Source organism: Aquimarina aggregata (assembly GCF_001632745.1).
Lineage (GTDB): Bacteria > Bacteroidota > Bacteroidia > Flavobacteriales > Flavobacteriaceae > Aquimarina > Aquimarina aggregata.
The window spans coordinates 18,090-31,883 of record NZ_LQRT01000016.1 but is presented as its reverse complement, the minus strand read 5'-3'; the positions used below and the strand labels follow the sequence as shown (position 1 = coordinate 31,883).

Below are 13,794 nucleotides of genomic sequence, written 5' to 3'. Positions count from 1 at the left end.
GATGAGAAGAAAAAGAAAAAAAATGTAATTTTAACAACAAAATAAACACGATTTTGGGAACTGTTTTGCTATGCTCAATTTAAACAGGAATACCCGGGTCAAATTCACAAGAATCTCCACTACATGCTTATAGGTTGAACGCCTGTTTTTTGTTATTCGAATTGCTAAAGGATATAATCCTTCCTTGTTAGATTTCTTACGAAGTACTAATTTTGCGTTTGCAGCCATTGTTGTCCTGTTTTTAGATACGAAAGCCAAATCAGGTACAACATTTGATCAAAAATCTTAGTTAAAGATACGAATTTATTAAGATTCTTGGGTACAACATAGGTACAACAAATATTGATTTCAACTGATATTAGATGACTTTAAATAAAATGACAAAACACATAATTCATTGAAAATGAGATGTTTTGTGTTTTGTTGGTGCAATATACGCTAGACTTAGGATCTAGTGCCGCGAGGTGTGAGAGTTCGAGTCTCTCCGCCCGCACAGCATAAGAAAACCCAACTTGAAAGAGTTGGGTTTTTTAGTTTAAGTATTCAAGCCTAAATTTACGACGATATAACATCAAATTAAATATTGGAATGATAGAAGCAAAAAAATAAATTTATTTTTATTTATTTTGTAAGTGAATAGATTTATATACGACTGTTCGAATATTAAAATGAAAAAAGAGAATATACATAGAGCTTTAGAAACTGGAGTAAAGATTTTGAGTCAGAAAGGATATCATAATCTTGGGCTTAGGGAGTTTTTAGAAAATGCCGAAATTCCTAGTGGTTCTTTCTACTACTATTTTAAGAGCAAGGAAGATTTTGCCGCCAAGGTACTCGAATATTACGGGGATAAGGCTGCAACTTACTACACAACAAAGTTACTGGAAAGTGATATACCCTATGCAAAAAGGTTAGAAACCGTTTTCAATGAGGAATTAGAGCGACTAAGTGCCACAGAATGTAAGGAAGGTTGTATGTTAGGAAGTCTTACTAGTGAAATTGCTGGGCAGAACGAGGTCATTCAAAAGGTAGCTGACATCAATTACAGAAAATGGCAAAATATATTTGAGCGGTTTTTCAAGGAAGGACAGGAAAAAGGTGTCTTTTCAAAAGATTTTAAGCCGTCAGAAATGGCAGTGTTCTTTCTCACAAGTAGACAGGGTGTGATGACACGCATGAAGGCTTCGGGAAAAAATGAATCTTATCGATTGTTTAAGTCCTTTATGATGAAACTAGTAAAAAGTTGATTTTTTTTTAATATTTAATATACGAACGTTCTAATATAAATAAATTAACATAATTATAAGCACACAATAACAGACTAAAAACATCTATTAATTTTTTAAAACAAATATATTTATGTACAAGAATATCTTTTTAGGAATTATTTTATACTTTCTTACTAGTAGTTTAATAGCTCAAAATCAAGATAAGCAAGCTTCTTTTGGTATAAACATTGAGATTTCGGAGTCTTATCAATTTCAAGAAAGTCAACATAAAGGAGAACCTAAAGAACTTTTTATTGGGCTAATTTTTGCTCCTTTTGCAGCTACCACTTTTGAAGGAGACCCTCCATTTTCAACTGATACTTCATTGTTTTTAACCGCTGCACTGGTAAAAGGCGATTGGTCTATTGCACCCTATTATAACTTTGGTACTAATAGTGCTGGAGCTTTTTTGACCTATAATATTTTAGACGAATTAGGAACATATGTTTCCTCTGATAAAGCACTCACTGGAAATACAGGAACCTATGCTCTGGGATTTACTACTCCGATACTCGAAGACTATATTCAAGGGTATGTAGAAATAGGCGGTACGTATGGAGATGATGCCACAGCTTTTTTTGGTGTAGGTCTTTATTTTAACATTCTTAAATCTGTTAAATCTTGGTGATATAAAGTTTTTTTTTAAACACTTACTATACGAACGATCTAATATTAAATAGTACTATAATTACAAACAAAAATTAAAATGGAAACAACTACAGAAATGACAAAAGAAACAAAAGCAGATGAAGTTCAAAACTTCAACGAATACAAGGAAGTTGAAAAAGCACTACAAATCTATATTGACAGTGCAGAGTCAGGAAATGGAAAATTAAGCCGCTCAGCATTTTATGATCATGCTCATATTGTTGGGTCTATAGAGGGAACTCTTTATAACCATTCTGCAGATGAATTTGGTAAAGCGGTTAGTGCAGGTGGCCCATCCCCCGAAGTACAAAGTCGTATTACATGGATAGATATTTCTGGTCCAGCAGCAGCAGCAAAGGTAGAATTCATTAATTGGTCTGGACTAAGGTTTACCGATTTCTTCGTACTCTACAGAGAAAACGGTGTATGGAAACTCAGTGGCAAGGTCTACGATTCACACGCTAACAATTAATCAACAAAATCATAATTTTTAAAAAAAGAAAACAAAAGTAAAATCAAATTAAATAATTTATCATGAAAAAACTAATTTCTAAAATCGTCACAGTAGTACTAATTGCATTTATTACCACAGCCCACGCGCAGGAAGCTAAACAAATAATAACCAAAGTAGTAGAAGCTAATGGTGGCAAGAAGGCCTTACATAAATTAAAAGATGTATCATTTGATTACGTATTTAAGGTTAAGGATAATAATTTAGCTGATATTTCTAAAGAACGATACATTTTTGATAGAGAAGTCTCTTATGCTGAATATACAAAAAGACAGGTTTATGTCTTACCCCAAATGCCCGGTAAAAAATACACACAGTTCTTTGATGGTAACAAATCCGTTTCTAAAATGGATGGAAAAGTTATTACTGAAAAACAACCAGCATTTCTTGGGCATATCTTTAGAAAAACAAACTATTATTGGTTTACAATGATGTTTAAATTATTGGACCCAGGCGTGAATCATAAAACGTTACCTTCCAGAAATGTAAATGGCATAACTTATAAAGTAATTGAGATGAGCTTTGGAGATAATATAGGAGAATCAAGCAAAGACAGGTATATCTTGTACATCAATCCAAAAACATATAGAGTAGATCAATTTCTATATAATGCTACTGGATTTGGTCTAACTGAACCAAATATAGTAAAAGTTAAGTATGAGAAAGTAGATGGTATCTATTTACCTACGTATCGTAAATATGCACCTTCTGATTGGGACGGAAATGTAGTAAAAGAATTTTGGACAGAACAGTTTTCTAACAATATAAAATTTAATAATGGGTACAATTTAGAAAACATCCAGAGTTAGTATTGTTAATTCAGTTATATCACTACTCACTAATAAATTACAAGTTCTACTCAAACCCAACGTATACTCTCTAAAAACAGGGAAATTTAAACGAAATGTTTTATAATTATACTATTATAGGATATATCCATAGTTGGGTTTGAGTAAAACCTATACTCGCAAGAAATTATTAATCTTGACAAAGTGTAAAGTCTATTACAAAAATAGTAGTGAAGTATTTTGGCTACGATAAGCCCTTGATTTCCAATCTCTTTTTTCACAAAGCAAAACAAAAGCTTCTCAAGGTGAGGAGTTTTTTTGGCTATCCATATTTTTCTTAAAGTTTAGTTGTAAACCTATATAAATATTCTAAAACTTTGTTAAAATAAGAAATCTTGTTCCAAAATTCCTGAAATTGCGGCTATGCGCAAACCAATACTTAAATATATCATTACTCTGTTTTTTACAGTAGCATTGCTTATTCCAAGGATTGCAAACTTACACGCATTAAACCACTTATCAGAAGACGGAGAACCTTTAATTTCTTGTGAACTATGTGATATTATATCCAGTTCTGATCAATTTGATTTAATTATTGGCGACACATACTCTTTTGAAGACCAATTACAAATTGTTCCAAACTCGTTTATAGTCTTTTCTGAATATAATACTCCAAAAGAGAAAATAGCCTCTCCTGTTTCTATTTATAATAAACCACCACCTCTTTCTTAGAGAATATTCTTACTTTCTTTGACAATGTTTTCACTTTGTCAATTTGCATTTATACAGTCATTTCATTTAATGTTAATTTCTAGTAGCGCCTAAATAGTTGCTCAAAAGAAGGTTACAGCAATGGGATATTTATAGTTCAAAATGGAATACAATATAGATTAAGCTATTCTCTCACATCCGATTATTATCGGTTCTAACCGAAGTTACACACATTAATCGTCAATCTTTTTTTATAATATAAAATGCTTGAAGCAATAAACCTTACCAAAACTTATGGTAAGCACGAAGCACTTTCTCAACTGAACTTATCAGTCGATAAAGGTGAAATTTTTTGTTTACTCGGTCAAAATGGCGCGGGTAAAACGACAACAATCAATCTGTTTTTAGGTCTAATTGAAGCCACCAGTGGTGAGGCATTAGTAAATGGTGTTCCCGTTAAGTCGAATGGTAACAAAACCACTAAAATGATTGCATACATCCCAGAGGTTGTTCAACTCTATGGTAACCTTTCAGGAATAGAAAACCTTAACTTTTTCAGCAGATTAGCAGGATTTAAGTATAACAATACTGACTTATCTAATTTTCTATCAAAAGCTGGACTTCAAGAAGCTGCACACCAAAACAAATTGTCTTCTTACTCAAAAGGGATGCGGCAGAAAGTAGGTATTGCCATTGCACTTTCAAAAAATGCAGATTACATTTTTATGGATGAACCTATTTCGGGATTAGACCCCAAAGCCACACTAGAGTTTACCAAAATCTGTAAAGAATTAAGCCATGAAGGTAAGGCCATTTTTATGGCTACTCACGATATTTTTAATGCTGTAAACGTGGGAACCAAAATTGGTATTATGAAAGAAGGGCAATTGGTCCATACGTCTAATACAGACTCTATTAATGCAAGCGAATTGCAAGACTTATATCTAAAAACTATCTAATACAATACAATGAATACCTTTAAAACACTGTCAACCATATTTTTGTTTCTAATTGGCTATGCTTCTTTTGCACAAGTACAAATTGTTGGCACCATAGTTGACAACCAGAATATTCCTATAATAGGAGCTACAATTTCACTAAAAAATACAACTAATGCTTTTGGTAAACTAACAGATAACTCGGGGAAATTTGAAATAAATGCTCCGTACGGAAGCTATACCATTGAAGCACGATATTTAGGGTTTCAGTCCTACAAAAACACTATAGAAATCAGTACTGGAACAACATTTGATATCGGAACTATTCAATTAGAAGAAGGTACTGAACAATTACAAAGTGTAGAAGTTGTTGGTCGTGCCCGAACGGATTATAATAGTGATTATTCGTTTTCATCTACCAAAGTTGCTATTAAAAACAAAGAGCTACCGCAAGCCGTATCCACTATCACCAAAGAATTAATTAACGACAGACAAGCTTTCCAGATTGCAGATGCTATAAAAAACTCTAGTAGTGTTACTCATACAGGATTTTACAACCACTTTAATATAAGAGGGATCATCCAGGCAGAAGATGGTCAACTCATTAATGGTATGAGAACTCGTCAGTATTATTTTTTGCAACCTATCACTTCTCATATAGAAAGAGCAGAAGTTATTAAAGGACCATCTTCGGTAACTTTTTCTAGTGTTGATCCAGGAGGATCTGTTAATTTGGTAACCAAAAAACCTTTAAAAGAAAACCGTAATGAAGTAAGCGCAACGGTTGGAAGTTTCGGGACATTAAGAGCTACAGCAGATTTTACCGGACCATTAAATGAATCAGGAACTTTATTGTATCGTTTTAACACAGCAGTTCAAGAAGCCAGATCTTTTAGAGACTTGGTACAAAATAATCAATTCTTGATAACACCTTCCATCACATTTTTACCTAATAAAAGTACAGCACTAAACGTAGAAATGATATACAGTAACGGTGTCGGGAACCTAGATCGTGGTCAACCTCTTTTTGGTGCTATTAATGGTCAATTTGATTTAAATAGTACAGACATTTCAACAAATGTCGGAGCTGCTAACGACTTTTACTCTTCCAAAGAATTTATGGTCATTAGTAATTTTAGTAAAGAAATTACCGATAATATAGAATTCAATGCTTCTTATATGAAACAAACCTGGGAAGAAGACCTTGCTGAGCATCGAGTGGCAGGTTCTGCAGCTGTAGATATTGCAGGAAATGCAATACCCACGCTAGCCGAATTACGATATACAGAAAGACAACAATTTTGGATAACAGATAATTATACAGCCTATATCAATTTTGATCTGGAAAATGATTCATTTACCAATAAATTCTTAGTAGGATATGATGGTAGTAGATGGGAACGTACTGTAGGAGGAGCATCAAATGGTGCGCGTCGTTATAGACGATTAAACGGAACGGCAACCTCTTTTGATCCTGCAGAGGCAGCTCAGTTTGAAACTATAGACATTAATGGTGTAATCGCACCAAGACCCAATGTTGACCATTTTGATCTTGCAGATCCTAATAATACAGCTAGAGAAACTTCAGGATATATCACGTCCGAATTTGCTATTCCTGCCAATCTTACCACTTCTAATGGTATTTATATTCAGAATCAATTTAAGATAGGTAAATTCTCTGCATTACTAAACCTACGTTATGATTGGTACGAAGATATATTTGATTATAAGGGTGACGAGCGATCTTTTAAAAATGAGGCTTTTATTCCTCGAATTGGGTTAACATATGAAGCTACTAAAACGATTAGTGTTTATGGCTCTTATGTAGAAGGTTTTCAGCCACAATCAAATACTGTAACGCTATCTCCTGCCACGGAAGACTTTTTCTGGGCAGACTCTCCTGCTAATTTTGACCCTTTAGAAAGTGATAACATAGAATTTGGTGCCAAGGGAGAATTTTTAGGTGGTAAATTAACAGTGAATGCTGCAGTATATCAAATAACTCAAAAAAATCTATTACAGCAAGATCCTAATGATGAATCTGTATTAATAGAAAGAGGAGAACAACGCAGCCGAGGGTTTGAATGGGATCTTACAGGGTATGTATTACCTAATCTTCAAATAAGTGCTTCGTATGCTTTTATTGATGCAGAAATTATAGAAGATGAGGATCCTGCATTAATTGGTGAGCGTATTGGAGGAGCACCAGAACATAGTGCCAACTTTTGGGGAAGATATGATTTTACACACGGAGCATTAAGAAATATCGGAGTAGGTCTAGGTACCGTATATCGAGGTGATCGTTTATCTTGGTATGGAGATCGTTTAGAATTGCCATCATATACTGTATTTGATGCAGCTGTTTATTATCGCCCTTCTGGAATAGATATGCAAATTGCTTTAAAACTTAATAATTTGTTTGATGAAACCTATTGGAATGGTGCGCTAAATGCGACACGACTTTTCCCTGGAGCCCCTAGAAATGTATTGTTAACTACAACTTATAAATTCTAAAAGATGAAGTGGGAAAATGTTAGGTTATTCGCATTGAACTTTTGGCACAATGCAACCACGCCAAAAACTTTTTATCTTCTACATTTAATTTTTATACTACTAACGGTTTATGCTACCGTTAGTGGTATTCAAAAAAACGTCACTCAAAACGATATTCGAAAAACACATCAAACTAAAGCCAGAGAAAGTTGGGAAGCAAATCCTGACAAACATCCGCATAGAATGGCTCATTTTGGGACGTATGCTTTTAGAGTAAGTCCGTCTTTAGGAATATTTGATTATGGGTTAGAAAGCTTTACTGGAAATACTGTTTTCTTAGAAGCGCATCGACAGAATAGTGTTAATTTTTCGGAAGCTACATTTTCAACGGGTACCTTAAGATTTGGAGAGCTTAGTTTAGCGCTGCTATTACAATTAGTGTTACCCTTAATCTTATTTTTCATTGGCTTTTCAAGTGTTGCAGCTGATAGACAGAATGGCACATTAAAAATAGTATTATCACAAGGCGCCAGTTGGAAAGAAATTCTTTTTGGAAAATCACTTGGGCTTTTTGCTATATGCATGTTATTTTTTATACCTATTTTGTTGACAGTAATCATAGCATCTTTAGTATTAGAAAATCAAGTTGCAAGCAACCTGCATTGGTTACGAATGCTACTAATTACTTTAGGTTATTTAAGCTTTCTCTTTATCGTTTGTACCCTAACTATAGTAGTATCTGCAACTAGTAGTAGTTCAAAAAATGCCTTGTTGCGATTGCTTGGTATTTGGTTATTATTGGTCGTCCTTTTACCAAAATCAGCTCAGGCTATGGGGAATTACTGGTTTCCTACACCTACGAAACTTGCTTTTCAATCGGCTATAGAGAAAGAAGAAATTCAAAAAGGTGATAGCCATAATCCGGATGATCCCTATTATAACAATCTACGTGATTCTGTATTGACAGTCCATAACGTGAGCAAGATAACTGATTTACCTTTTAACTATTCAGGTTTCGTAATGCGAGAAGGTGAAAAAAACACATCTGCATTATATAAAAAACATCATGCACGTTTAATAAATATCTATAAAAGTCAAAATAACGTCACCCGTTTTTCGTCTTTTTTCAACCCTTTTACTGCTATTAGACAGTTATCAATGACAATGGCAGGAACAGACTTTGCCTCTTATATTGACTTTCAACATCAAGCGGATAATTATCGTTATCAATTATCGCAAACTATGAATGAATTGCAAATGAAGTATATCAGTCCAAAAAAAGAAAGTGGTTCTGAAGGAAAAACGCATATAGTTGGCCATGAACATTGGGAAGAATTCGAGGATTTTAATCACGAGCCTCTGGCTTTCAATGTTTCAATTAAAGAAACCTTACCTGCACTAATTTCCATTGTATTATGGACATTATTCGCCTTTGGTTTGTTGCTATTCACCTCAAAAAAAGCAAAAGCGATATGATAACATATAAATTGTTTTTACAGCAATGTATTCGATCAAAAGAAGTTTGGATTAGTTTGCTACTCATTACATTATTAGGTATTATTAGTCTTGTTATTGGAAGTAAACATCTTGTAAGACAACAAGAAGCAATTGCCGAAATTAAAACATATCAACAACAACATTTTGATAGACAAGCATCATTACATAATGAAGATTTAGGTTTATTACTTTACTATACAAAATTTGCTTACGTCAATAATCTAAATCCGTTAGCGGGCATATCAATTGGTCAAGGAGATGTTAACCCAACTGTTAAGCGCATTTCAATCAAGACTTTTGAGGCTCAAAAATTTGACACGGATTTGGTTAACCCTATGAATCTACAATCTGGTAACCTTGACCTCTCTTTTGTAATTATTTATTTGTTTCCTTTACTTGTTATTGTTCTAACTTTTAATGCCCTTTCGGAAGAGACAGAAACAGGTACTTGGCGTTTGGTGGCTATTCAAACCAAATCTAAACTAGGGTTTCTAATTTCTAAACTTTTAATCAGATTAGCTCTTTTGTATATCGTTTTGATATTCCTTTTTTGTATTGCAAAATTTATGCTCAACATCCCTATAAATGATAGTTTTTTATCAATCTTAGGATTATCGATGCTTTATGTCATATTTTGGTTTACTCTGAGCTTTTTTGTTATTAGTTTCAAAAAATCTTCAGGTTTTAATGCACTACTATTGTTATCAATTTGGTTAATCTTAATAATTCTATTACCAGCTGGAATTAATGCTTATATATCTTCAAAATATCCGGTACCAGAAGCATTAAGTACTGCGATAGCACAACGGGATGGATATCACACTAAGTGGGATACAGAGAAGTTACCTACGATCAAGAAATTTTATAGTCATTATCCTCAATTTAAAAAATACGGTTATCCAACAGACGGGTTTAATTGGTTATGGTATTATGCCATGCAGCAAATGGGTGATGATGACTCAAAAAATCAAAGGGAAGCGTTAAGTAAAAAAATCAAATTGCGAGAACGTACTAGTAAGCAAATTGCATCAGTCATACCAAATATGCAACTGCAACTCGCTTTTAATTTATTGGCAGGTACTAGTATGAGTCAACATATGGAATACTTACAGGGAACAGAAGGATTTCATGAAGAATTACGGCTGTTTTTCTATCCAAAAATCTTTGAAAAACAGCAAGCTGATACTATTGACTGGCATCGATTTAAACCAAAATACTACGAAGCAAAAACGGATATAAATCCGTTTAAAAGCATGATTCCTTTATTGCTTGCTTCTGGAGTTATGATTCTGATTTCAATACCTCTAACAAGAAAACTTTAGTCTCCAACTAAAAGTTCAACAACTGTAGTTGTACTTCTAGATTTTAAAAAACAATGCTTTATAAATTATTAGTTTATAAAGCATTGTTTGTCTATTACGGAATGTATCAAAAAGTATTACTTTGATGTTTATTTATTGACTTAATTAATCAATAATTTCAGTTGTTGACTTTTATTGGCACTACGTATCTTCAAAATAAATAGCCCTTTACTTGGGAAAATATCTTCTTTATTAAGATCTATACTACTTTTTGTAGTAGTTGTGTGATACACTTCTCTGCCTTTTATGTCAAAGATATTCACATTAATATCATTATTAAACCCTTGCAAATCCAATATAAAATTATCTCTTGATAACGGGTTAGGATATACTAAAGCTTGATTTTGATCACTAACTGGTTGATTTGTTAAAATCAATTCTGGGGCTAAAGTCTGTTGTAAACCACTACCCTGAGATTTAACTGTAATAGCATCTACTGTATAAACTTCTGCTGCAAAGCTAGTATATGATTTCACTAAGATTTCAAGTGTATTCCCCTTCAAATTATCAACGGTAAGTATTTCTTCTGGAAAAGTATTAACATGTTCTAGAATGGTCACTTGGGGTCCTCCGTTTATTTTATAATAAATATTTAAAAAGTCTGCGTTTTCCATAGCTCCTATCCCTGAAGCTCTCAAAGAAACATCCACACTTGATGCACATGAAATATCCAGAATACCTGAAGTCCAATTTACCGTTTGTCGTTCTATAGTGACTCCATTACTAGTATATGGCACATCGCAATTTCCACCATCTGTAGTTCTAGAGTTAAATTTTAACCAATTAATGTTCGTGCCTCCTCCTTCAAACTCAAGTCGAAGGATTTTATTAGTACCTCCTGCAATTCTTACATTTTCAATTTTTACTGTTTGGAAAGCCCCCCAGCCTCCTGTATTGGGGAGATTAAATCTACCTAAAGTCACTCCATCTAATTTAGCCACAATAGATTTTCCTGTAGAGATAGTCGCAATTCTTGCTTCCAGATCATAAGCCCCAGCGTTTGCATTAACGGTATACTCTAACCATTCACCATTTGCTGTCCATCCTACATTATTACCTCCATCACGTGCTTCAATATCTACACCTTCATTTTCTCTAAATACATTAGGACCGTTGTTAACAGGATCAGTATCGTTATATGCTACACCTTGACCTCCTATATCATAATCTTCTGCTTCTATTGTTCCTGGGATTGAACGAGCTACACCTCCAAAAGGTTCTTGAGTTACGGGACCAAATCCTCCTGATATTCCTTTTCTAGTAGAAATAACTTTATTTATAGTATTATTAGGTCCAAAAGTTAAAAAATCAGCTTCAATTGATCGTAACTTATCGTTGTTAGAAATTTTGTTATGATGATAAAAAAGTATCCATTTTCCTTTATATTCAACCATAGAATGGTGATTAGTCCAACAGCCATTGGTCCAACGGTCCATAAATCGCCCCTTATAAGTAAAAGGACCTAAAGGGTTATCCCCAGTAGCGTAAGCTAATTCTTCAGAGCCACTTTTAGCATGTGGGAAAGTAAAATAGTATACTCCGTTTCGTTTGATCATGTAGCTACCTTCTTTATATCCCGAAGGCAAACCTCTAAGGTTAACAACTGGACCAGTTATAGACTTCATATTCGCACTAAGTTTAGCGCCTTTTAAGGTTTCACCGCCGCCCCAATAGATATAAGACTGGCCATTAGTATCTGTGAATACCCCTGGGTCTATACCATTTACTCCTGACATATAATTCTTTTCTGGTACAAATGGTCCGGTAGGGCTTTTGGAGGTAGCAACTCCTATTCTTCTAAATCCACTGCCATCGGCTGGTGGCGCTGGAAAATACAAATAATATGTGCCGTTTTTTTCTATAATATCGGGCGCCCACATACCGTAACTATTTCGGGCTACCCAAGGGACATCATTTTGGTCGAGCATCACACCATGATCAGTCCAATTTGTTCCGTCAGTAGTTGAAAAAGCATGATAGTTAGGCATACAGAAACCATTGCTGCCTTGATTAGAATTACAAGTGTTTACATCGTGAGAAGAAAACACGTACAGTCTATCTCCAAATACCCGAGCAGAAGGGTCCGCGGTATAAATATTTGTTACGAATGGATTTTGAGCTTGAATTATACCCATAGAGAGCATACTCAAAAAAAAGACAGTTAGTTTAATTGTAGTTTTCATATAAGTTGGTTTTAAGAATTTCAATATTTGAAAAATATGTCTAAGCAATTTTGTTTTTAAAAACAAGTCTCTTACATCTTTACATCATCAATAAAATAGTATGATTATGATTTATCTAAAAAGTTAATTGCAAAACTCTTATCTGCATAACTTTTTAAGGAAATTTTAAGAAGTACACTAATTTAGTAAACATCAATAATTAACACTTATTTTGGCTATTGAGATTATTAAAATATAATTAACTTTTTTTAGTAAAATTTAACATTTAAAGCATGTTAAACCGATAAGCAAGAAAAATTAAATTATAACAGCACAAAACATATTATAATAAGTATTTAGGTTATAGTAAAACCAATTTATTAAAGGTAAGGATTAATATAACTCACTTTATAATTTATTGTTTTATCACTTTTTTGGGTAACTTTATAATTAATAGAGAATCGAAACTAATCATGGTATTTACAGAAGATTATTGTGAACCTTTATTATTTAATATTATAAAAAACAATGGTGTATAATCAATTCCCGGATCCAGATTTAAATTCAGGTTATTTTTATAATGATCTATGGTCTCGGAATATCCTATTAAAAGCCAAAAGTAAATCAATCACATACATTGATAAAAAAGGTCCTTTATCTGTAAAAACCACTCTAAAAGGTACCGAAACCTATGTCTTAGATAATATTCCTATTCGAGTTTATCCCGAATCTATCTTGATAATTAATGAAAATCATTCGTATACCAGTATTATAGATTCTAAGGATGAAGTAGATTCTGCTTCGTTATATTTCAGAAAAGATTTAGAAAAAGAAGTGTTTGCTGGATTAACTCAAAAAGATGACCTTTTACTTTCTAACCCATACTATTCACACAATAGTGTAGAATTTTTCGAATTTAAACAACAAAAAAGCAAAAGATTAGTCTACTTGCTCAATCAACTTTTGGGGATGTTACCGAAAAGTGAGAATTTACTTCTCAAAAATGAAATCAACATTTATATAATAGAAGAATTGTTATGCTTAAACTATCAATTATATGTTCAGGCAGACAAACTTAATCATCAAAAGACTAGTACTCGATTAGAGATATTTAAACGAATTAATCAAACCAAAGAGTATATACAATCTAGCTATGCAAAAGACTTAAATCTAACAATTTTAGCTAGTATTGCCTGTATGTCTGAATACCATTTTCTGAGGTCTTTTAAATCGGTGGTAGGAAAAACTCCGCATCAATATTTGATTCAATTACGAATTAATTCTGCCTCAGAATTGCTTAAGAAAAAAACGTATGCTCTCTCTGAAATTTGTGATCTTGTTGGTTTTAAGGATATAAAATATCTACAGAAACTAATCCGGACAAAAATGATCTCAGATTAAAAATATATTTAAACCA

General features: G+C 33.2%; 11 protein-coding genes. 10 read left to right on the top strand and 1 reads right to left on the bottom strand.

Features of this window, described 5'->3' with window-relative positions; all coding sequences use genetic code 11:
- Window positions 1-668: 668 nt before the first annotated feature.
- From AWE51_RS14995 to AWE51_RS14955, 9 genes are all read left to right on the top strand, one after another.
- Window positions 669-1,247 carry a TetR/AcrR family transcriptional regulator gene (locus tag AWE51_RS14995; RefSeq protein WP_066314863.1) on the top strand — a complete coding sequence of 193 codons (579 nt, stop codon included), beginning with the start codon at window positions 669-671 and terminating at the stop codon, window positions 1,245-1,247.
- Window positions 1,248-1,359: 112 nt separating this feature from the next.
- Window positions 1,360-1,896, top strand: coding sequence for a hypothetical protein (locus tag AWE51_RS14990; protein ID WP_066314861.1), 537 nt, complete (start codon window positions 1,360-1,362; stop codon window positions 1,894-1,896).
- Between the two features lie 78 nt (window positions 1,897-1,974).
- Window positions 1,975-2,388: a nuclear transport factor 2 family protein gene (locus AWE51_RS14985; protein WP_066314859.1), complete on the top strand. Its 414-nt coding sequence runs from the start codon at window positions 1,975-1,977 to the stop codon at window positions 2,386-2,388.
- A 62-nt stretch (window positions 2,389-2,450) separates the two neighbouring features.
- On the top strand, window positions 2,451-3,236 hold the full coding sequence (locus AWE51_RS14980) for a DUF6503 family protein (protein WP_066314857.1): 786 nt from the start codon (window positions 2,451-2,453) through the stop codon (window positions 3,234-3,236).
- A gap of 402 nt (window positions 3,237-3,638) precedes the next feature.
- Window positions 3,639-3,947 carry a hypothetical protein gene (locus AWE51_RS14975; protein WP_066314854.1) on the top strand — a complete coding sequence of 103 codons (309 nt, stop codon included), beginning with the start codon at window positions 3,639-3,641 and terminating at the stop codon, window positions 3,945-3,947.
- A gap of 242 nt (window positions 3,948-4,189) precedes the next feature.
- Window positions 4,190-4,885 carry an ABC transporter ATP-binding protein gene (locus AWE51_RS14970; protein WP_066314853.1) on the top strand — a complete coding sequence of 232 codons (696 nt, stop codon included), beginning with the start codon at window positions 4,190-4,192 and terminating at the stop codon, window positions 4,883-4,885.
- 9 nt (window positions 4,886-4,894) lie between these two features.
- Window positions 4,895-7,378 (top strand): TonB-dependent receptor, encoded by a 2,484-nt coding sequence (locus AWE51_RS14965; RefSeq protein WP_066314851.1) that lies wholly within the window; start codon window positions 4,895-4,897, stop codon window positions 7,376-7,378.
- 3 nt (window positions 7,379-7,381) lie between these two features.
- Window positions 7,382-8,833 (top strand): ABC transporter permease, encoded by a 1,452-nt coding sequence (locus AWE51_RS14960; protein WP_066314850.1) that lies wholly within the window; start codon window positions 7,382-7,384, stop codon window positions 8,831-8,833.
- Window positions 8,830-10,176 carry a DUF3526 domain-containing protein gene (locus AWE51_RS14955; RefSeq protein WP_066314848.1) on the top strand — a complete coding sequence of 449 codons (1,347 nt, stop codon included), beginning with the start codon at window positions 8,830-8,832 and terminating at the stop codon, window positions 10,174-10,176. The genes AWE51_RS14960 and AWE51_RS14955 overlap by 4 nt, the downstream gene beginning before the upstream one ends.
- A gap of 140 nt (window positions 10,177-10,316) precedes the next feature.
- Here AWE51_RS14955 and AWE51_RS14950 read toward each other — a convergent pair whose 3' ends face one another.
- Complete coding sequence (locus AWE51_RS14950; protein ID WP_066314846.1) at window positions 10,317-12,398, bottom strand: family 43 glycosylhydrolase; 2,082 nt, start codon at window positions 12,396-12,398, stop codon at window positions 10,317-10,319.
- A 507-nt stretch (window positions 12,399-12,905) separates the two neighbouring features.
- Here AWE51_RS14950 and AWE51_RS14945 point away from each other — a divergent pair.
- Window positions 12,906-13,778, top strand: a complete 873-nt coding sequence (locus tag AWE51_RS14945) for a helix-turn-helix domain-containing protein (protein ID WP_066314844.1) — start codon at window positions 12,906-12,908, stop codon at window positions 13,776-13,778.
- Window positions 13,779-13,794 lie beyond the last annotated feature (16 nt).

What these genes read in the sequence shown, in the direction of transcription:
- AWE51_RS14995 (WP_066314863.1), top strand. Translation starts at nt 669, where the DNA reads ATGAAAAAAGAGAATATACATAGAGCTTTAGAAACTGGAGTAAAGATT.
- AWE51_RS14990 (WP_066314861.1), top strand. Translation starts at nt 1,360, where the DNA reads ATGTACAAGAATATCTTTTTAGGAATTATTTTATACTTTCTTACTAGT.
- AWE51_RS14985 (WP_066314859.1), top strand. Translation starts at nt 1,975, where the DNA reads ATGGAAACAACTACAGAAATGACAAAAGAAACAAAAGCAGATGAAGTT.
- AWE51_RS14980 (WP_066314857.1), top strand. Translation starts at nt 2,451, where the DNA reads ATGAAAAAACTAATTTCTAAAATCGTCACAGTAGTACTAATTGCATTT.
- AWE51_RS14975 (WP_066314854.1), top strand. Translation starts at nt 3,639, where the DNA reads ATGCGCAAACCAATACTTAAATATATCATTACTCTGTTTTTTACAGTA.
- AWE51_RS14970 (WP_066314853.1), top strand. Translation starts at nt 4,190, where the DNA reads ATGCTTGAAGCAATAAACCTTACCAAAACTTATGGTAAGCACGAAGCA.
- AWE51_RS14965 (WP_066314851.1), top strand. Translation starts at nt 4,895, where the DNA reads ATGAATACCTTTAAAACACTGTCAACCATATTTTTGTTTCTAATTGGC.
- AWE51_RS14960 (WP_066314850.1), top strand. Translation starts at nt 7,382, where the DNA reads ATGAAGTGGGAAAATGTTAGGTTATTCGCATTGAACTTTTGGCACAAT.
- AWE51_RS14955 (WP_066314848.1), top strand. Translation starts at nt 8,830, where the DNA reads ATGATAACATATAAATTGTTTTTACAGCAATGTATTCGATCAAAAGAA.
- AWE51_RS14950 (WP_066314846.1), bottom strand. Translation starts at nt 12,398, where the DNA reads ATGAAAACTACAATTAAACTAACTGTCTTTTTTTTGAGTATGCTCTCT.
- AWE51_RS14945 (WP_066314844.1), top strand. Translation starts at nt 12,906, where the DNA reads ATGGTGTATAATCAATTCCCGGATCCAGATTTAAATTCAGGTTATTTT.